Source organism: Allobosea sp. TAB14 (assembly GCF_052113865.1).
Taxonomy (GTDB): Bacteria; Pseudomonadota; Alphaproteobacteria; order Rhizobiales; family Beijerinckiaceae; genus Allobosea; species Allobosea spartocytisi.
The window spans coordinates 1-19,099 of record NZ_JBFRDQ010000069.1 but is presented as its reverse complement, the minus strand read 5'-3'; the positions used below and the strand labels follow the sequence as shown (position 1 = coordinate 19,099).

The 19,099-nt window shown below is 68.2% G+C and carries 20 protein-coding genes and 2 tRNA genes; 11 read left to right on the top strand and 11 right to left on the bottom strand.

The features are described 5' to 3' along the window. The 4 genes from AB4Y99_RS12605 to AB4Y99_RS12590 all read right to left on the bottom strand — a co-directional run. A partial coding sequence (locus AB4Y99_RS12605) for a PopZ family protein (protein WP_441523554.1) occupies window positions 1–491 on the bottom strand: 491 nt, incomplete at its 3' end. Window positions 492–672: 181 nt separating this feature from the next. Next, window positions 673–1,989, bottom strand: coding sequence for a TolC family outer membrane protein (locus AB4Y99_RS12600; protein WP_248311264.1), 1,317 nt, complete (start codon window positions 1,987–1,989; stop codon window positions 673–675). Window positions 1,990–2,248: 259 nt separating this feature from the next. After that, complete coding sequence (locus tag AB4Y99_RS12595) at window positions 2,249–2,887, bottom strand: protein-L-isoaspartate O-methyltransferase family protein (RefSeq protein WP_038367419.1); 639 nt, start codon at window positions 2,885–2,887, stop codon at window positions 2,249–2,251. Between the two features lie 309 nt (window positions 2,888–3,196). Continuing rightward, window positions 3,197–3,271, bottom strand: a tRNA-Asn gene (locus AB4Y99_RS12590). 168 nt (window positions 3,272–3,439) lie between these two features. Between AB4Y99_RS12590 and AB4Y99_RS12585 the strand changes: the two genes are divergently transcribed. Further along, window positions 3,440–3,513, top strand: a tRNA-Cys gene (locus AB4Y99_RS12585). Between the two features lie 120 nt (window positions 3,514–3,633). Further along, complete coding sequence (locus tag AB4Y99_RS12580) at window positions 3,634–5,088, top strand: cryptochrome/photolyase family protein (protein ID WP_441523553.1); 1,455 nt, start codon at window positions 3,634–3,636, stop codon at window positions 5,086–5,088. A 7-nt stretch (window positions 5,089–5,095) separates the two neighbouring features. On the opposite strand, the gene AB4Y99_RS12575 is transcribed toward AB4Y99_RS12580, so the two are convergent. Then, window positions 5,096–5,881: an SDR family NAD(P)-dependent oxidoreductase gene (locus tag AB4Y99_RS12575; protein WP_441523552.1), complete on the bottom strand. Its 786-nt coding sequence runs from the start codon at window positions 5,879–5,881 to the stop codon at window positions 5,096–5,098. A 170-nt stretch (window positions 5,882–6,051) separates the two neighbouring features. Between AB4Y99_RS12575 and AB4Y99_RS12570 the strand changes: the two genes are divergently transcribed. From AB4Y99_RS12570 to AB4Y99_RS12560, 3 genes are all read left to right on the top strand, one after another. Beyond that, complete coding sequence (locus tag AB4Y99_RS12570) at window positions 6,052–6,768, top strand: alanyl-tRNA editing protein (protein WP_191125103.1); 717 nt, start codon at window positions 6,052–6,054, stop codon at window positions 6,766–6,768. 168 nt (window positions 6,769–6,936) lie between these two features. Continuing rightward, window positions 6,937–7,791 (top strand): 3-mercaptopyruvate sulfurtransferase, encoded by an 855-nt coding sequence (gene sseA, locus AB4Y99_RS12565; protein WP_441523551.1) that lies wholly within the window; start codon window positions 6,937–6,939, stop codon window positions 7,789–7,791. Between the two features lie 26 nt (window positions 7,792–7,817). Beyond that, window positions 7,818–8,333 carry a cupin domain-containing protein gene (locus AB4Y99_RS12560; RefSeq protein WP_441523550.1) on the top strand — a complete coding sequence of 172 codons (516 nt, stop codon included), beginning with the start codon at window positions 7,818–7,820 and terminating at the stop codon, window positions 8,331–8,333. Between the two features lie 142 nt (window positions 8,334–8,475). On the opposite strand, the gene tsaA is transcribed toward AB4Y99_RS12560, so the two are convergent. Together tsaA and AB4Y99_RS12550 are read right to left on the bottom strand one after the other, a co-directional pair. Continuing rightward, window positions 8,476–8,967 carry a tRNA (N6-threonylcarbamoyladenosine(37)-N6)-methyltransferase TrmO gene (tsaA, locus tag AB4Y99_RS12555; protein ID WP_441523549.1) on the bottom strand — a complete coding sequence of 164 codons (492 nt, stop codon included), beginning with the start codon at window positions 8,965–8,967 and terminating at the stop codon, window positions 8,476–8,478. Window positions 8,968–8,972: 5 nt separating this feature from the next. Beyond that, complete coding sequence (locus AB4Y99_RS12550) at window positions 8,973–9,179, bottom strand: TOBE domain-containing protein (protein WP_038367435.1); 207 nt, start codon at window positions 9,177–9,179, stop codon at window positions 8,973–8,975. Window positions 9,180–9,306: 127 nt separating this feature from the next. On the opposite strand from AB4Y99_RS12550, the gene modA reads away from it, so the two are divergent. From modA to AB4Y99_RS12520, 6 genes are all read left to right on the top strand, one after another. Continuing rightward, entirely contained in the window at window positions 9,307–10,110 is an 804-nt protein-coding gene (gene modA, locus AB4Y99_RS12545; protein WP_191125100.1) for a molybdate ABC transporter substrate-binding protein, read from the top strand. A 10-nt stretch (window positions 10,111–10,120) separates the two neighbouring features. Beyond that, window positions 10,121–10,819, top strand: a complete 699-nt coding sequence (gene modB / locus AB4Y99_RS12540; protein WP_441523548.1) for a molybdate ABC transporter permease subunit — start codon at window positions 10,121–10,123, stop codon at window positions 10,817–10,819. Beyond that, entirely contained in the window at window positions 10,816–11,913 is a 1,098-nt protein-coding gene (modC, locus tag AB4Y99_RS12535) for a molybdenum ABC transporter ATP-binding protein (RefSeq protein WP_441523547.1), read from the top strand. Before modB ends, modC begins: the two co-directional genes overlap by 4 nt. A 90-nt stretch (window positions 11,914–12,003) precedes the next feature. Then, the gene (locus AB4Y99_RS12530; protein ID WP_441523546.1) at window positions 12,004–14,499 is read left to right on the top strand and encodes a heavy metal translocating P-type ATPase; all 2,496 of its coding nucleotides are present in this window, start codon (window positions 12,004–12,006) and stop codon (window positions 14,497–14,499) included. Window position 14,500: 1 nt separating this feature from the next. Then, window positions 14,501–14,911 (top strand): Cu(I)-responsive transcriptional regulator, encoded by a 411-nt coding sequence (cueR, locus tag AB4Y99_RS12525; protein ID WP_112762187.1) that lies wholly within the window; start codon window positions 14,501–14,503, stop codon window positions 14,909–14,911. A 178-nt stretch (window positions 14,912–15,089) separates the two neighbouring features. Beyond that, the gene (locus AB4Y99_RS12520; protein WP_441523545.1) at window positions 15,090–16,508 is read left to right on the top strand and encodes a M20 family metallopeptidase; all 1,419 of its coding nucleotides are present in this window, start codon (window positions 15,090–15,092) and stop codon (window positions 16,506–16,508) included. 382 nt (window positions 16,509–16,890) lie between these two features. On the opposite strand, the gene AB4Y99_RS12515 is transcribed toward AB4Y99_RS12520, so the two are convergent. From AB4Y99_RS12515 to exbB, 4 genes are all read right to left on the bottom strand, one after another. Then, the gene (locus tag AB4Y99_RS12515; RefSeq protein WP_038367450.1) at window positions 16,891–17,136 is read right to left on the bottom strand and encodes a hypothetical protein; all 246 of its coding nucleotides are present in this window, start codon (window positions 17,134–17,136) and stop codon (window positions 16,891–16,893) included. A gap of 74 nt (window positions 17,137–17,210) precedes the next feature. Then, entirely contained in the window at window positions 17,211–18,071 is an 861-nt protein-coding gene (locus AB4Y99_RS12510; RefSeq protein WP_191125098.1) for an energy transducer TonB family protein, read from the bottom strand. Continuing rightward, a complete protein-coding gene (gene exbD, locus AB4Y99_RS12505) occupies window positions 18,068–18,514 on the bottom strand; it encodes a TonB system transport protein ExbD (protein ID WP_038367453.1) in 447 nt (148 codons plus the stop codon). The genes AB4Y99_RS12510 and exbD overlap by 4 nt, the downstream gene beginning before the upstream one ends. A gap of 3 nt (window positions 18,515–18,517) precedes the next feature. Continuing rightward, window positions 18,518–19,099: tonB-system energizer ExbB (gene exbB / locus AB4Y99_RS12500; RefSeq protein ID WP_441523544.1), on the bottom strand; the 582-nt coding region annotated here is incomplete at its 5' end.

The window sequence follows — 19,099 nt, the reverse complement described above, 5'->3', positions numbered from 1 at the left end:
GGCTTGAGCATGTCCTTGACGAGATCCTCGAGCGTCCGCGCATTGCTGCTGAGCACGGTATTGGCAAGCTGCCCGAACGCGCTGGTGACGGCGGAACTCGCCTGATCCGACAGGAGGCTCGCCATGTCGACGGGCCGCGGTGCCGGTTCCGGCTGGGGCGCGGCAACAGGGGCCGCCGTCGGTTCGACGGGGGCCACGGTCGCGACCGGAGCCGGCGGCTCGGACTCTTCGGTCTCGCGAAAATCGACATCAGCCTCGGCTTCGGCCGGGGCGGTGGGCGCAGGTGGCGGCTCGACGGCGGGAGGCGCGACGAACGCGGCCTCCGTGCCGAGATCCAGCACGTCCTCGTCGATCGAAGCCGGCACCGGCTCGGGGGCCGGAGCCTCAACCTCGGCYTCGGCGGGCTTGGCTTCGTCGTCGGAAATGATCCGGCGGATGGAGGCGAGAATCTCCTCCATCGACGGTTCATTGGGCTTGGCTTGCGCGTTCATGACAGTCTGGACCGTTGGACAGCGCGCGCGCCGATGGAATCAACGCCGCTCCAAAGCGGAGTATTCCATGAGACTCCGGGCAGACAAGGCGGCAAAGCCTTATCCCACAGGAGAAAACAGCGCTGTTGCCCGAATGTGCCGCCCCTGCCCGGGGCGGCCTTACGCGGAACTCTGCCGGGGCTCAGCGCCCGTCCGGGGTCTGGGTGCCCCACCAGAGGTCCTTGACCTGGTCGTAATGCTGCCGCGAGTCGTAGTTGGCCGTCTTCAGCTTCAGGGTCTGGGCCGAAAGCTTGCCGACCGCCGAGAGCACGGAATAGGAGGCGACGACACGGTCGCGCTGGGCCGACACCAGGTTCGACCGGGCGCTGACCAGTTCCTGCTGCGCGTTGAGGACATCGAGCGTGGTGCGCTGGCCGACCTTGGCCTCCTCACGCACGCCGGCGAGCGCCGTCGAGGAAGCCTCGACCTGGGCCTGAGCCGCGATGATCTGCGCCTTGGCGGCTTCGAGCCCGCCCCAGGCGGAGATGACCGCGGCGCGCACCGTGTCGCGCTGCGTGTCGACGTCGATGCGACGCTGCCCGGCCGTCTCCTTGGCCTGGCGGGTGCGGGAATAGACCAGGCCGCCCTCGTAGATCGGGATCGTCAGGGAGCCGACGATGCTGGCCGAGGTGCGGTTATCGCCGAAATACTGGTTGTCGTAACGCTGCTGGACCGAGCCGGTCAGGCCGATGGTCGGCCCGAGATCGGCCTGCGTCACCTTGACCTGGAGCTCGGCCGCGTCGACGCCATGGAGCGCCGCGATGATCGCCGGATGGCCCGCGAGCGCCTGGTTCACCGCCACGGGCAGCGATTTCGGCAGAAGGTTCTCGACCGGGCGGCCGGGGGCGAGCGAGCGCGGCTCGGTGCCGACATTCTGCCGGTAGCGCGCCACCGAGGTCTTCAGGTTCGATTCAGCGAGAATCGCCTGGGACTGCGCCGAGGACAGGCGGGCTTCCGCCTGCGCCACGTCGGTGCGGGTCACTTCGCCGACCTGAAATCGGTCGCGCGTCTGGCGCAGCTGCTCCTCCAGAACCTCGACGTTGTTGCGGTTGAGATTGAGGATCGCCGTGTCGCGCAGCACGTTCATATAGGAGGTCGCGGCATCGAGCAGCACGTTCTGCTCGGTGTTGCGCAGCGTTTCGCGCGCCCCGAGGACCTGCGATTCGGACTGGCTGATCGAATTGCGGGTCTTGCCCGAGTCGAAGATGTTCTGGGTGATCTGCACGCCGGCGCCGCGTGGATTGAGCCGGGTCGTGAGGTTGTTATGGAAGGCGGACGAGGCCGCCCCGGCGGGAACCGACGAATCGAGGACGCTGGCGCCGATATCGGCGGAGGCCGTGATTCGGGGCCGATAGCCGGCGCGCGCCTGCGGGACGTTCTCGTCTGTCGCGCGCACCGAGGCGCGCTGGGAGTTCAAGGTCGGATTGCCCGCATAGGCGCGGGCCAAGGCCGCGTCCATGGTTTGGGCTTGCGCGGCGGCACTCCAGCCGCCTGCAAGCACCAAAGCCAGAACGGCGCTGACGCCGAATCCGAAACTCTTCTTATCGCTTCGTCGTTCCACTGGACGCCTCTCGTGCGCACTAAAGTCGCGCCCAGGCATCGCCCCAGCCTCGGCATAAGTTGTCATTTCATACCCTTACCGGCGCTTCGAGCCAATGCAATGGCCGCGCCGGACTGGTTTCCGTGAACAGGTGCCGTAAAAATGCGACACCTTAAAATCAAAAAACGAAGGCCGGCGGACGCCGGAACTCCGCCAGTTCCGGCGCTGCCGCGTCGAAAACGGTACGCCCGGCAACAACATCTGCCGATTTCTGGTAGAGTTTCACGCGGGCGGCGCGCCCCTGCCCCTCCACCACGATCAAGCGACCTTCGGGACGCAGGAGCGAAAACAGATTCCGCGGTTCGAGCTCGCAGGAGCCGCTGACGAGAATGGCGTCGAACGATCCCGCCGCGGGCTCCTTGTCGGCGACGGAGGCGCCGCTGCCGGCGGCCGCGAGTGCGGTGGCAGCCAGGGCGCGGGCCTCGCCATCGGGCTCCCACAACGTCGCCTTCGCCCCCATCCGGTCGATCAGCGCGGCGCCATAGCCCGTGCCGCCGCCATATTCGAGGACATCCTCGCCCGGTTCGATATCCAGCGTCTGGATCATGCGTGCGATCACCATCGGCGTCATCAGGGCCCGGCCCGTGCCCGGCAGCCCGATGGCCTGGTCGAGATAGGCGAGATGAGCCAGGCTCTCGGGGACGAAAGCCTCCCGGGGGACCTCGTCCGCAGCGGCCAGCACGGCCCGGTCCGTGACGTCATAGGTCCGCAACTGGCAATCCACCATGTTGCGGCGAAGCCCGGTGAAACCTTCCATGCCCTGAACTCTCCGTCCGCGACGCGGTCCGGCCGTAGCCTCAGACCTCTTGCCCGAAGCCGGCGCGGCACCGCCGCTCATGGCAGCTTTCTGTTCGAGTGCGGCGCAAAAGGCAAGCGCGCTCGCATCCCGCGAGCGTCGCATGCGCCTGCCGGATCGGGCGACAGGCGTCGGAATTTCCCGAAGAATGCGGCCTTCGTCTCGTAAGCTTTGAGCCTGTGCGGGCCGGGGGGCAGGTCCGGCACGACCTGCCCTGCCCGGGAACGAAAAAGGGCTTGAGCGATCTTTCGCTCAAGCCCTTGAATTCGCTGGCTCCCGGAGCAGGATTCGAACCTGCGACCAATCGATTAACAGTCGATTGCTCTACCGCTGAGCTATCCGGGAACGGTGGCCGGGGTAATAGCGGCGTGATCCCGACAGCGCAACCCCCTTTGCGACCGCAAAACACATCTTCATGTCGGACAGGTGAAAGATGCGATGCCGGGTTGCGGTGCGTCCCGGCTTGTGGTTATAGCCGCTCTCGCGGATGCGGCTGGGCCGTTTTCGCCGGAAGGCCTCGTGGCGGAGTGGTTACGCAGAGGACTGCAAATCCTTGCACCCCGGTTCGATTCCGGGCGAGGCCTCCAAATAATCTTCTTGAAAACCGATCGTCTGGCTCCCGCGTATAGCGTCCGGGGCGATTGCGATGGCTGCCGCGCCGTTCGGCAGGCCACCGTCCGTCTCCCGAGAAGCCCTGGCGAGGTCCGATGACGCAGCGCAGCCTGCACTGGTTCCGGGACGATCTGCGGCTCGCCGATAACCCCGCCCTCACCTGCGCAGCGGAATCGGACGCTGTCCTGTGCCTCTATATTCTCGATGAAGACGGCGCGCGGCGCCCTCTCGGCGGCGCGGCGCGCTGGTGGCTGTCGCGCTCGCTCGCGGCGCTTTCCGCCGCATTGGCCCGCAAGGGCGGCCGGCTGGACATCCTGCGCGGCGCCCCGGCGACGCTGCTGCCGGCCCTCATCGAGGCGGCGGGAATCGAGCGCGTTACCTGGAACCGCCGCTATGAGGCGGGATCGATCGCGCTCGATACGCGACTCAAGGAAAGGCTTTCCAGCGCGGGAATCGAGGTCCGCAGCTTCAACGCCAGCCTGCTGAACGAGCCGTGGCAGGTGACGACGCGCACCGGCCAGCCGATGAAGGTCTTCACGCCCTATTGGCGCGCGGCGCGCGAGCGCGGCGAGCCGGCAGCGCCTTTGCCCGCGCCCTCCCGAATCCGTTCCTTCCCGCTGCCCGATTCGTTCGGGAAACGCGCGCTTGCCTTGGAAGAGCTCGCTCTCGAACCGACGCGGCCGGACTGGGCCGGCGGCCTGCGCGACGCCTGGACACCGGGCGAGGACGGCGCGCGGGAGCGGTTGGAGGATTGCCTGGGCGATTCGCTTGCTGGCTATGCGGACGGACGCGACCGCCCCGACCGCGACTCGACATCGCGGCTCTCGCCGCATCTACGCTTCGGCGAGATCGGCCCCCGCCAGATCTGGCATGCGCTCGGAACGGCGCGTGACAATGGCGAGGCGGTTGGCTCGGCGGCGGATGCCGAGAAATTCCTGTCCGAGCTCGGCTGGCGCGAATTCTCCTATCACCTGCTTTTCCACAATCCCGAACTGGCGACGCGGAATTACGATGCGCGCTTCGATGCCTTTCCGTGGAAGGCGGACCAGCAGGCCTTGCGCCGCTGGCAGCGTGGCCGGACCGGCATTCCGCTCGTCGATGCCGGGATGCGCGAGCTCTGGGCCACGGGCTGGATGCACAACCGCGTGCGGATGGTCGTGGCCTCGTTCCTCATCAAGCATCTCCTGCAGGACTGGCGGGAGGGCGAAGCCTGGTTCTGGGACACGCTGGTCGATGCCGATCCGGCCAACAATGCCGCGAGCTGGCAATGGGTGGCGGGGTCCGGGGCCGATGCCGCGCCCTATTTCCGGATTTTCAACCCTGTCACACAGGGGCAGGCCCATGATCCGAAAGGCGCCTATGTCCGGCGCTGGGTGCCTGAGCTGGCCGGGCTTCCCGACACAGAGATCCACGCGCCGTGGAAAGCCTCGGAGGAGACCCTGCGTGCAGCGGGCATCCGGATCGGCGCGACCTACCCTGCCCCGCTCATCGACCTAGCCCTCGGGCGCCAGCGCGCGCTCGACGCTTTCGCCACGATCCGCGGCCGTTGACGTCGGTTCAACGCTGCCGGTCGACGACTCTGGAGAGCAGCGCGAAATAGACCGGATAGGGCAACAGCCGGGCCGCCTTCAGTATCCAGGCGAGACGGCGTGGAAAGGTGATCTCGAAGCCGCCGCGCTCGAAGCCGTCGACGATTCGCCGCGCGCTCTCCTCGACGCTTATCAGAAAGGGCATGGCGAAGCGGTTGCGCCGGGTCATCGGCGTGTCGACGAAGCCCGGATTGACGAGCTGAAGCCGAATCCCCACGCGGCGGCAGTCCAGATACAGGGCCTCGCAGAGATGGATCGCCGCCGCCTTGGAGGCGCCGTAAGCGGCTGCGCCGATGAGGCCGCGATAACCGACGAGCGAGGCGTTGACGGCGATCTGCCCGCGACCGCGCTGCGTCATGGGGCCCAGCGCCGCCGACAGGCCCTTGGCGACACCGAACAGATTGACCGCCATCGCCGCTTCGACGTTTGCGGGCTCGAACGGGCCGCCCGTAGGGCCGGGGGCGACGCCGGCGTTGAGGAAAGCGAGCGCGATCGGCCCGTGCACGGTCTCGACGGCTTCGACGATGTCCCGCATCACCTGTTCATCGGTCACGTCGCCGGCATGGGCGACGATCCGGCCGGGCAGGCTTTCGGCCTCACGTGCGACGGCCTCGAGCGCGTCGGTCCGGCGGGCGGTGATCGCGACCGTCCAGCCGCGCCGCGCCAGTTCCAGCGCGACGGCCGCGCCGATGCCGGAGCTGGCGCCGGTGATCCAGGCGACGCCGTCCGTCGGTTTCATGCGGGGCAAGGCCATGGCGGCTCCGGATTGGTCGAGACCGCCATCTAGGCATTGAATCGAGGGGCGGTAAGCCTCGCAGGCTGCGTCATCCCCGTTATCCCGCCAATGAGGTGGCACCCGCCCGGCAATCGGTGCAGTCTGCGGGCCGAAGGTGCCGCGAGCACCGCGAGCGAGACGACGAGATCATGCCGACCGAACTGCTGTTCCGCCAGGATGCCTATCTGAAGGAGACGCCGGCGACCGTGGAAGCCGTCAACGAGCGCGGCGGCATCGTCCTCGATCGGACGATCTTCTACGCGACCGGCGGCGGCCAGCCCGGCGATGCCGGGCATCTGCGCCGGGCCGACGGCAACCTGATCGCGATCGGCACGACGATCTACGACCCCGAGGACAAGAGCCGCGTCCTGCATGTTCCCCTCGAAGGGCAGCCGGCGCCCGCGCCCGGCGAGGCTGTGACCGCGATTCTCGATTGGGAGAGACGCCTCAAGCGCATGCGCATCCACACCGCGCTCCATCTGCTGAGCGTCGTGCTGCCCTACCCCGTCACCGGCGGCTCGATCGGCGACGGCGACGGCCGGCTCGATTTCGACATTCCCGAGGGCGGGCTCGACAAGGCCGAGCTGGCGGAGAAGCTCAATGCGCTCGTCGCCCGCAATGCCGACGTGACCGAGCGCTGGATCACCGACGCGGAGCTCGACGCCAATCCGGGGCTGGTCAAAACGATGTCGGTGAAGCCGCCGCGCGGCTCCGGCCGGGTCAGGCTGGTCGCGATCGGCGATATCGACCTCCAGCCCTGTGGCGGCACGCATGTGCGCAACACCGCCGAGATCGGCCTTGTCGCCGTCACCGACATCGAAAAGAAGGGCAAGCAGAACCGGCGCGTCCGCATCGCGCTGGCCTGAGAAGCGGTTTTCGACGGAAGCACACCGTCATTCCGGACCAGCGGCGAAGCCGCGCCGATCCGGAATCCATTGTCGGGCGATGCTCTTTACGATGGATTCCGGGTCAAGCCCGGAATGACGGCGCGGTTCCAATAACCAACAAACCTCGAATATCCCCAAGGACATCACATGGCCCGCGAAGACGTTTTCGTATCGACCGACTGGCTCGCCGAGCGCCTGAACGCGCCAGACGTCATCGTGGTCGACGGTTCCTGGTATCTGCCGGCCCATGGCCGCGATCCGCATGCCGAATTTGCCGAGCGGCGCATTCCCGGCGCGGTGCATTTCGACATCGACGCGGTCAAGGATACCGGCTCCGACCTGCCGCATATGCTGCCCCGGCCGGAKGCYTTCGCGGCSGCKGTCGGCGCCATRGGYATCGGCGACGGCATGCGCATYGTSGTCTATGACGGGCTCGGCCTGTTCTCGGCSSCGCGCGTGCGCTGGACCTTCCGCACCTTCGGCGCGAAGGACGTGGTGATCCTCGAAGGCGGCTTCCCGAAATGGGAAAGCGAAGGCCGGCCGATCGAGCACGGCCCGCCGCGCGCCCGCTCCAACCGCAGCTTCACCGCGAGGCTCGACCATTCCGCCGTCGCCAGTGCCGAGGATGTCGCCAAGGCTCTCGCCAATGGCACGCAGGTCGTCGATGCCCGCCCGGCCGACCGCTTCCGCGGCGAGGCGCCGGAGCCGCGCGCGGGTGTCCGCTCCGGCCATATGCCGGGTGCGCGCAATGTGCCGGCGACCGCGCTGATCGCCAATGGCAGCCTGAAGGACCCGGCCGCGATCGCGGCCGCCTTTACCGAGGCGGGCGTCGATCTCGACAAGCCGCTGATCACGAGCTGCGGCTCGGGCGTCACCGCCGCGATCCTGTCGACGGCGCTGGAAAGCATCGGCAAGCCGGGACGCGCGCTCTATGACGGGTCCTGGGCCGAATGGGGCGCGAGCGACCGGCCGCTGGCGACCGGGCCGGCGAAGACGGCTTGAATTCGGACGGACAACAGGAGGGTGCCATGAGCGATCATTCGCACGACCACGACCATCCGCACGATCACTCCCATGACGAGCCGCGCTGGAAGCATGACGGCGTGCGCGTCATCACCRGCGACAAGCTCGACCCCAACACCGCCCAGACGCCCGGCATGTTCCGGCAGGCGGCGATCAACCACGCCCGCGTCGGCGCGCAGAAGATCTGGGCCGGCACGGTCGCGATCGAGCCCAACGCCAAGACCGGCGTGCATCATCACGGCGCGCTCGAAAGCGTGATCTATGTGGTGAGCGGCAAGGCCCGGATGCGCTGGGGGGACCGGCTGGAATTCGTCGCCGAGGCCGGGCCGGGCGATTTCATCTATGTCCCGCCCTTCGTGCCGCACCAGGAGATCAACGCCGATCCCGACAACCCGCTGCAATGCGTGCTGGTGCGCTCGGACAACGAGGCGGTGGTGGTCAACATCACCGATGTCGACCCGGTCGAGAAGCCGGAAGAGGTCTATTGGRTCGACCCGATCCACAAGCACCCGCACGGGTGAGCGGGAGGGTTCCCATCGAACCGCGCCGTCATTCCGGACAAGCGACGAAGCCGCGCCGATCCGGAATCCATCGAAGGGCGCCAACGCTCTAGGATGGATTCCGGGTCAAGCCCGGAATGACGGCTTGGTTCGATTGCGATTTTCACCCCGTCTCGAAATCGCCCGGCTGCGGCGGGGCGATCGGCTTGAACAGGGTGCGATCCGGCTTGATGTCGAGCAGCGGCGTCTCGTCGAGGCAGTCGAGCCCGCGCACCAGCAGGACCGGGCCTTCGCGCGCGACCAGCGGCGCGATCGAGGTGCCGATCGGATTGGGCCTGACCGGCGTGCGCAAGGCGAAGGTGCCGCGGGTCTCGCCGTTGTTGGCCGGACTCTGGCGGACGAGATCGCGGCGCGACCGGTGCAGCCAGTACAGCACCTCCAGCCGCTCGAAGCGCTCGATGCCGTCGAGCGCCTGATCCCAGGGCGCGAAGAGTTCGATGCGGCAGATCGGTCCATCCGCCCTGCCCTGACGTGGGCAGGCCAATCGCGAGGTCCATGGCGTGCGGATCGTTCCGATGAAAGCGAGGCCGGCATCGGTCGCCTGCGGCGGCGCGACGGCGACCTCTTTGTCGCGGATCTCGTTCTCGCGGACCATCGAAATCAGTCGATCGCGATCATTACGTCGGACGCTTTCACCACGGCATAGGCTTCCTTGCCAACGGTGAGGCCGAGATCGTCGACGGCCGCATTGGTGATCGAGGCGGTGACGACCGCGCCGCCGATGTCGATGCGGATATGGGCGGTGGTGGCGCCCTTGGTGATCTCGACGATTCGGCCCTTGAGCTGGTTGCGTGCGCTGATCTTCATCGTCGCTCTCTCTTTGGTGATGTGTCGGTCACGCGGTCGCAGCCGGCCGTCCTTGACTTGGCCGAGGACGCACGGCAACCATCGCTATATCCAACGATATACAACGACAAGCGCAGTGAGGGACAGCATGATCAACCGCCGGACGATGCTCGGGATGGGCCTGGCTCTTGCGATGGGCCTCGCCCCGAGCTTCAACGCCGCCCAGGCGCAGACGAAGGATCTCGTGATCTTCGCTGCGGCGAGCATGAAGAACGCGCTCGACGAGGCCGCCGCCAACTGGGTCAAGGAAACCGGCAAGCCGGCGCCGAAGATCTCCTATGCCGCGAGCAACGTGCTCGCCAAGCAGATCGAGAGCGGTGCGCCGGCCGACCTCTTCGTCTCGGCCGATCTCGACTGGATGGACTATGCGGCGAGCAAGAACCTGATCAAGCCGGATACCCGCGTCAGCCTGCTCGGCAACAAGATCGTCCTGGTCGGCGCCAAGGATACGACCCTCAAGGTCGAGCTGGCGCCGGGCGTCGATCTGAGCGGTGCGCTGGGTTCGAGCCGCCTCGCCATGGGCAATGTCGATTCCGTGCCGGCCGGCAAATACGGCAAAGCCGCGCTCGAGAAGCTCGGCGGCTGGGACAAGGTGAAGGACAAGATCGCGCAGGCCGACAATGTCCGTGCCGCTCTGCTCCTCGTCTCGCGCGGCGAGGCGCCGCTCGGCATCGTCTACGCCACCGACGCTGCCGCCGACCCGCAGGTCAAGGTCGTCGCGACCTTCCCCGAGGGCTCCCACCCGCCGATCGTCTATCCGGTCGCCGTGACCAAGGATTCGGCCAATCCCGACGCGCAGGCTTTCCTGACCTATCTGCGCGGGCCCGCGGCCAAGCCGGTCTTCGAGAAGCAGGGCTTCACCGTCCTCAACAAGCCCGCCTCGTCGTCGTGAGCCTGTCGGCTTGAGCCACTGGCTGACTCCCGAGGAATGGACGGCGGTCAGGCTGAGCCTGATCGTCGCCACGACCGCCACGCTCGCGAGCCTGCCGCTCGGGCTCGTGGTCGCGCTCCTGCTGGCGCGCGGACGCTTCTGGGGCAAGTCGCTGCTCGATGCGGCGGTGCATCTGCCGCTGATCATGCCGCCCGTCGTCACCGGCTATCTGCTGCTGATCGGCTTCGGCCGGCGCGGGCCGATCGGCCAGTTCCTCTATGACTGGTTCGGCATCGTTCTCTCCTTCCGCTGGACCGGTGCGGCGCTGGCCTGCGGCGTGATGGGCTTTCCCTTGATGGTGCGGGCGATCCGGCTCTCGATCGAGGCCGTCGACCGCAAGCTGGAGGCGGCCGCCGGCACGCTCGGCGCCAATCCGCTCTGGGTCTTCCTCGTCGTGACGCTGCCGCTCTGCGTGCCCGGCATCCTCGCCGGCATGATCCTGWGCTTCGCCAAGGCGATGGGCGARTTCGGCGCGACCATCACCTTCGTCTCGAACATCCCGGGCGAGACACAGACCCTGCCCTCCGCSATCTATACCTTCACCCAGGTTCCCGGCGGCGAGACCGGCGCGATGCGATTGACGATCATCTCCATCGCGATCTCGGTCGCCGCCCTCTTCCTCTCCGAATGGATGGCGCGTCTGGTCGGCCGGCGGATCGCGGTCGAATGACCACGCCCGTCCTCGACATCGCCGTCCGGCACCGGCTGGGCGACTTCCAGCTCGATGCGGCCTTCCAGTCGCAAGGGCGATTGACGGCGCTGTTCGGCACGTCGGGCTCGGGCAAGACCTCGCTGGTGAACGTGATCGGCGGGTTGATCCGCCCGCAGGCGGGCCATGTGCGGGTCGAGGGCGAGGCGTTGCTCGATACAGCGCGCGGCGTCTTCCTGCCCAAGCATCGCCGGCGGATCGGTTACGTCTTCCAGGAGGCACGGCTGTTTCCGCATCTCACCGTGCGGCAGAACCTGCTCTTCGGCCACTGGTTCGTGCCACATGCGGTGCGCAAGCCGGCCGAGTTCGACAAGGTGCTGGAGTTGCTCGGGATCGGCCATCTGCTGAAGCGGCGGCCCGGAGCCCTCTCCGGCGGCGAGAAGCAGCGCGTCGCCATTGGACGTGCCCTGCTGGCGCAGCCGCGCCTGCTCTTGATGGACGAGCCGCTCGCCGCGCTCGACGAGGCCCGCAAGGCCGAGATCCTGCCGCATATCGAGCGGCTGCGCGACGAGGTCGGCATCCCCATCGTCTATGTCTCGCATTCGCTCGCCGAGGTGGCGCGGCTGGCGACCACCGTCGCCATCGTCGACGCCGGGCGGATAGCTGCCTGCGGGCCGACGGCCGAGATCCTCGCGCGCGTCGACCTCGCCTCGCGGCCCGGTGCGCCGGAGGCGAGCGCGGTGCTCTCCGCCGCGGTGACGGGCTTCGACGAGGCCTTCGGCCTCGCCCGGCTGGCGACGCCGGCGGGCGAACTCGCCATTGCCCGCGGCGCGCTCAGGCTGGGGCAGCAGCTGCGCGTGCGGATCATGGCGAGCGACGTCATGCTCAGCCTTGCACCGCCTGAAGGAACCAGCGCGCTCAACGCCCTGCCCGGCACGGTCGCGGAGATCGGCGAGCGGACGGGCGAAGGCGGCAGCACTGTGCATCTGCGGCTCGATTGCGGCGATGCGAATCTGATCGTGCGGTTGACGGCGAAATCGGTGGCGAGTCTTGCGCTGGCCATCGGCAAGCCGGTCTACGCCATCATCAAGAGCGTCTCTGTCGAGACGCCCTGAGGTCATCTGCAAAAAAGGCACAGCCGCGCCCTTGACCTTCCCATGATGGGAAGCCCCATATGAACCGTCATCACGATGAAGGAGACGGCGATGACGGTCATCGACAGGACGAAGGATGGGCTGGCGACGCTCGACATGGCCGTGGAGGGCATGTCCTGCGCGAGCTGCGTCGGCCGGGTCGAGCGCGCCATCGCGGCGGTGCCGGGCGTCGAGTCGGTCGCGGTCAATCTCGCGACCGAGCGCGCCCATGTGACCTTCGCCAAAGGCGGCGACGTGTTGAGGCAGGTCGAGGAGGCGGTGCGCCAAGCAGGCTACCAGCCGATGGAGCAGACGATCGACCTGTCGGTCAGCGGCATGACCTGCGCGTCCTGCGTCGGCCATGTCGAGAAGGCGCTGCGGGCTGTGCCCGGCGTCGTCGGGGCCACCGTGAACCTTGCCACCGAACGCGCCAGCGTGAAGGCCGTGGCCGGCGGCGATCTTGGCCCCGAGCTGATCAAGGCGGTCGAGAAGGCCGGCTATGAGGCGAGCCCGGTGACGCCCGATGATGGGCATGCAGCCGGCCAGCACGACCATATGCAGATGCTGAAGGAGGAAGAACAGGCGCGGTTGCTGCGCTCGGTCATCCTCGCCGGCGTGCTGACGATCCCGCTGCTGGTGATCGAGATGGGCAGCCACATGGTCCCGGCCCTGCACCACTGGCTTGCAGGCAATTTCGGCGAGGGAAATCTGCGCATCTTCTCCTTCGTGCTCGCCACGATCGTGCTGTTCGGACCAGGGTTGGTCTTCCTGCGCAAGGGCTTCCCCGCCCTGCTGCGCGCCGCACCCGACATGAACACGCTGGTTATGCTCGGCGCCGGCGCGGCCTGGCTCTATTCGAGCGTCGCGACCTTCCTGCCCGGCCTGCTGCCGGAAGGCACGGCGCTAACCTATTTCGAATCGGGCGCCGTCATCGTGACGCTGATCCTGCTCGGCCGCTGGTTCGAGGCCCGCGCCAAGGGCCGGACCGGCGCGGCGATCCGCAGCCTGATCGCGCTTCAGCCGAAGACGGCGCGCATCCTGCGCCAGGGCAGCGAGACCGATATCCCGGTCGACGAGGTCAAGCCGGGTGATACCGTGATCCTGCGGCCGGGCGAGCGTGTACCGGTCGATGGCGAGGTGCGGGACGGCACCTCCTTCGTCGACGAATCGATGATCACCGGCGAGCCTGCCCCGGTCCGCAAGGAAGCCGGCAGCCTCGTCACCGGCGGCACGGTGAACGGCTCGGGCGCGCTGAGCTTCACCGCGCGCAAGGTCGGCTCCGACACGCTGCTCGCCCAGATCGTGCGCACGGTGCAGGCGGCGCAGGGTGCCAAGCTGCCGATCCAGGCCGCGGTCGACCGCATCACGCTCTGGTTCGTGCCGGCGGTCATGGCGGTGGCGCTCGCGACCTTCCTGGTCTGGCTCGCCTTCGGCCCGAGTCCGGCCCTGTCCTATGCGCTGGTCAATGCGGTCGCGGTGCTCATCATCGCCTGCCCTTGCGCCATGGGACTGGCGACGCCGACCTCGATCATGGTCGGCACCGGGCGCGGCGCCGAGCTCGGCATCCTGTTCCGCCAGGGCGATGCGCTGCAGGGGTTGCGGGATGTGCAGGTCGTTGCCCTCGACAAGACGGGAACGCTGACCAAGGGCAAGCCGGAGCTGACCGATATCGAGCCGACTGAGACCTTCGAGGCCAACGAGGTCCTGCGCTTGATCGCCTCCGCCGAGAACCGCTCCGAACACCCGCTGGCGCTGGCCATCGTCGCGGCGGCGAAGGCGCGTGGCCTTGCGCTGGCCGAGCCGGCCAACTTCGTCAGTGATGCCGGCCGTGGCGTCACGGCGACCGTCGAGGGCCGGCGCGTCGCCATCGGTGGCCACAGGCTCCTGGCGCAGATCGGCATCGACGTTTCGGCCTTCGCGGGCCGGGCCCAGGCACTGGCGGAAGCCGGCAAGACCCCGCTCTATGCCGCCGTCGATGGCAAGCTCGCCGCCGTCATCGCCGTCGCCGATGCGATCAAGGAGACCACGCCGGCCGCGATCGCAGCGCTGCACCAGCTCGGCCTCAAGGTCGCGATGGTGACCGGCGACGACAGCCGCACCGCCGCCGCCGTGGCCCGGCAGCTCGGCATCGATGAAATCCGCGCCGAGGTGCTGCCGACCGACAAGGCCGAGGTGGTGAAGGCCTTGCAGAAGGATGGCCGCAAGGTCGCCTTCGTCGGGGACGGCATCAATGATGCGCCTGCCCTCGCCCAGGCCGATGTCGGCATCGCCATCGGCACCGGGACGGACATCGCCATCGAAAGCGCCGATGTCGTGCTGATGTCGGGCGATGTCATGGGCGTGCCGCGCGCCATCGCGCTGTCCAAGGCGACGATTACGAATATCCGCCAGAATCTCGCCTGGGCCTTCGGCTACAACGCCATCCTGATTCCGGTGGCGGCCGGCCTGCTCTATCCGCTCTGGGGCGTCCTGCTCTCGCCGGTCTTCGCGGGGCTTGCCATGGCGCTGTCGAGCGTGAGCGTGCTGGCCAACGCACTCCGGCTCAGGCGCTTCAAGGTGGAGGCATAGGATGAATATCGGCGAAGCCTCGGCCCGCTCCGGCGTCAGCGCCAAGATGATCCGCTATTACGAGAGCATCGGGCTGATCGAGGCGCCCTCGCGGACGGCGGCGCAATACCGGGTCTATGCCGATGACGACGTGCATACGCTGCGCTTCGTCCGGCGGGCGCGTGATCTCGGCTTCTCGCTGGAGGAAACGCGTGAATTGCTGGCGCTCTGGCATGACCGCAGCCGCGCCAGCGCCGATGTGAAGAAGCTCGCCATGGCCCATATCCGCGACCTCGAGGCCAAGGCGGCCGAACTCCAGGCCATGGCCGACACGCTCCGGCATCTGGCGGCGCATTGCCATGGCGACCACCGGCCCGATTGCCCGATCCTCAGCGATTTCGCCGCGCAGCCTCTTCTCACCGAAAAGGCCTGAGACGCCGCTCCGCCATGCGCCGCGCTTCTGGACGCGGGCCGAGAGGCTTGCTCATATGCGGCCGCGAGGCATCGGGTCGGCGATCACAGCCGGTCTCCGACGGATCGATGCCTCCCAAGGGGATAGATCGCCATGGTGCGCCGCTGCGGCGCGCCGCGATCCGACAAGGCAATAGATCATGGACAATCGAAACGATCTCTGGCGTCACGTCGATGCGAACAAGGAGCGATTGATCGCTCTCTCCGACCGGGTCTGGGGCATGCCGGAGGTGTGCTACACCGAGAAGCGCTCCGTCGCCGAGCATGTCGCCGAGCTGAAGCATCAAGGCTTCCGCATCACCGAGAATGTCGCCGACATTCCGACCGCCGTGATCGGCGAGGCGGGCGAAGGCGGCCCGGTCATCGCCTTCCTCGGCGAGTACGATGCCCTGCCCGGCCTGTCGCAGGAGGCTGGCGTCGCCGAACACAAGGAGATTGAGACCGGTGGCCACGGCCATGGCTGCGGCCATAACCTGCTCGGCTCGGCCGCCATGCTCGCCGCCGTGGCCATGAAGGACTGGCTGGCCGAGAACAAGATTCCCGGCCGCGTTCGCTATTATGGCTGCCCGGCCGAGGAAGGCGGCGCGGCCAAGGCCTTCATGGTCCGCGCCGGCGCCTTCGACGACGCCGATGTCGCGATCAGCTGGCACCCGTCGAGCTTCTGGGAGGTCGCTCCGGCGCTCGCGCTCGCCAATACCCGCGCCGATTTCGTCTTCACCGGCCGCGCCTCGCATGCCGCCGCCGCGCCCCATCTCGGCCGTTCGGCGCTCGACGCCGTGGAACTCATGAATGTCGGCGTGAACTACATGCGCGAGCACATGCCGAGCGACGCGCGCGTGCATTACGCCCTGCTCGACACTGGCGGCATCGCGCCGAACGTGGTGCAGGCCCATGCCCGCGTGCGCTACTCGATCCGCGCCCGCGATCTCCGCGGCATGCTGGAGCTCGTCCAGCGCGTGAAGAAGATCGCCGAAGGCGCCGCGCTGATGACGGAAACCAAGATGGAGATGCGCATCGTCAGCGCCGTCTCCGACCTCGTCGCCAACACGCCGCTCGAAGAAGCCATGCACAAGGTGATGGAGGATCTCGGCCCGCCGCATTTCGATGATGCCGACAAGGCCTTCGCCGAGGAGATCCGCAAGACGCTCWCGCCGCAGGACATCGCCGCGATCTGGCGCACGGTCGGGATGCAGGACAGCGGCGCCCCGCTGGCCGACTTCCTCGTGCCGCGCGGCGCCAAGCGCAATCCGGCGATCGGCTCGACCGATATCGGCGATGTGAGCTGGGCCGTGCCGACCGTGCAGGCGCATGCGCCGACCGTCGCGATGGGCACGCCGTTCCACACCTGGCAGGTCGTGGCGCAGGGCAAGGCGCCGGCGGCGCACAAGGCCATGGTGCATGTCGCCAAGGCGATGGCGGCGACCGGCGCTGCCGTGCTGAGCGACCCGGCCCTGATGGAAGCGGCCAAGGCCGACCACAGGGCCCGCCTCGGCAAGGAAGGCTACACCTCGCCGCTGCCGCCCGAGGTCAAGCCGCCGCTGACGATGTCGCTGGGCTGACCCTTCCGCCTCGACAGGCTCGGCCATGGCGCGATGCCGCGGCCGGGCTGCTCGATCGGGCTTGCGTTTCGCCTCGCAGATGCCGCATCGAGAGGCTCCTGAGCCGGCGCCGGCAAAATTGCCCACGAAACGGGCAATGCATTCGAGAAACCCGCTCAATACCCTGATTTCGCGGTGATATTTCTCAGGCGCAATTTAAGTCAGCTTTGCTTCCCTTTTACCCTTGCAGGCAATCGATTGCCGTCCTATCTAGAGTGCAGCGCAGCAGAGATGTTGCGTCGCCCTCCTTGGGCGTTTCCTCCCTAGACTTGGGCTGCGCTCACGCGCGGCCCTTTTTTCTTGCGGCCGATCCTCACGCCAGAACTGCCGAAACCGGCAAGGGCTACCAGCGCCGCCAGTAATAGGGCGGGCCGCCGAAGCCTGAATCGAAGCGGTCGAACTGGTAGCGACGCTCCGCCGAGCGATCCAGATCGATCTGCAGCAGGCAGTTCGAGAAGCCTTCGCTGCCGGGTTTGAAGCCGTAGGAACGGCAACGCGCCTCGTCGGCCGCCCGCCGCTCCTCGAGCGTGACGCAGCCGCTGCAGGCCAGCGCCAGCAGAAGCCCGGCTGCGAGTTTCGGTGCGATCATGACCCATCTCCTGTCCGCGCCCGCGACGACCGATTAACCGCCGGAATCTCCGGCAGTTCAATCGCTGCAACGATCTATCGCGAAAACCTGATCGGCACGGACAGGGAAACCGAGCCGCCGCCGAGCCCGTCCGGCGGTGCCGGGACAGGGCTCGCCCGCCGGATCATCGCCACGGCCTCCTCGTCGAGCGCGGAATCGCCGGAGCCGCGCACGAGCCGCGCCGACAGCACCCGCCCGCCGCGGTCGATGCTGAAGGCGACCTGCGCGGTGCCGGGATTCGCCCCGTTCGGAAAGCGCTTGAAGCGGTTGAGATGGGCGATCAGCGTGCCACGCCAGCTTGCCGTCGCCGCCGGCGAGGCGGAGGACGCGCCTGATGCGGGGGCGGCAGTGCGCTGGGCAATCTGCGCCTGCGCGGTCGGGGCCGAGCTTTGCTCGGAGCGCGGCTTGTCCGGGTTTACCGGCTTGCGTCGCTGCACGACCTTGGGCTTCGGCGGCGGCTGCTTCTTCACCTCCTTCGGCGGAGGCGGCGGCTCCTGCTTCGGCGGCGGCGATAGCACGGCGGCGGCGTCCGGCAAGGGCGGAAGCTCGGGGATCTTGATGTCCGGTTCAGGCGCCGCGACGGGCGCCGGCTCCGGCGGCGGCTCGGGTTCCCTGGGTCGCTCGACCACAGGCTCGGGCGGCGGCGGTTCGGGCTCGGATTCGACCATCTCGGGTCCGGGCGCGATATCCTGCTGCGGCGTTTCCGGCGCAACCGCGAGCGGCGCGAGCTCGATCATCACGGCGGCGGGCTGAGCGCCGGCCGCGGCCTCGGCTGGCTGCCAGGTCGCGATCATCCAGCCGGCCGTGCCATGGGCGCCGGCGATGACCAGCGCCGCGACGCCCCAGCGCAGCGCGGCGGGCCAGAAACGTGTCTGCGGCGAGCGCCCGATGCTCATGGCTTGGCCGCCGCCGCGCCCTGCCCGGTATCCTCGAGGCCGACGAGCGCGATCTTCAGATAGCCCGCCTTGCGCAGCAGGTTCATCACCTCCATCAGCTCGCGATAGGCGACGGCACCGTCGGCGCGCAGGAAGACGCGCTGCTCGCGGTCATTCCCGGTGCGCTGGTCGAGCGTCGCCTGCAGCGCCTCGCGCGGCAGGGCGTCGTTGCCGAGCGCGAGCGACAGATCGCCCTTCACCGTCAGGAAGACCGGCGTGTCCGGCCGGGGCTGCGGCTGCGCGTTCGAGACCGGCAGGTCGACCGCGACATCGACCGTCGAAAGCGGCGCCGCCACCATGAAGATGATCAGCAGCACCAGGATGACGTCGATGAAGGGCGTGACGTTGATGTCCGCGACTTCGCCGAGATCGCCATCCTGCGGGTCCTTGAGCGAGACGGCCATGGCTCACTCCGCCCGGGCACGCGGCATCGCGGCGGCGGCCGGCGGCACCGCCTGCAGGACCGAGCGCGCCGGCACGCTCGCAACCAGGCGCTGGCGCCGCTCGAGATCACGCGAGAGATGGCGCAGGATCTCGCCCGAGGCGTCCGACAGCGTCGCGCGGTAGCCGGTGATGGCGCGGGCGAAGACGTTGTAGATGATGACGGCGGGGATCGCCGCGACCAGGCCGATCGCCGTCGCCAATAGCGCCTCGGCGATGCCCGGCGCGACCACGGCGAGATTGGTCGTCTTCGCCTGGCTGATGCCGATGAAGGAATTCATGATGCCCCAGACCGTGCCGAACAGGCCGACAAAGGGCGCCGTGGAGCCGATCGTCGCCAGGAGCCCGGTGCCGCGCGCCATGTTCCGGCCGGCGCGGGCCTCGATCCGCGACAGTGCGATGGCCGCCCGCTCCTTGATGCCGTCCTCGCCGAGATCGACCGAGCGGCGGGTCTCCTCCAGCGCGGCGGACAGCAGCGCCCCGACCGCGCCGCGCAGCTTGCCGTCCTTGCCCGAGATGGTTTCGGCCGCATCGCCGAGGCTGTCGGC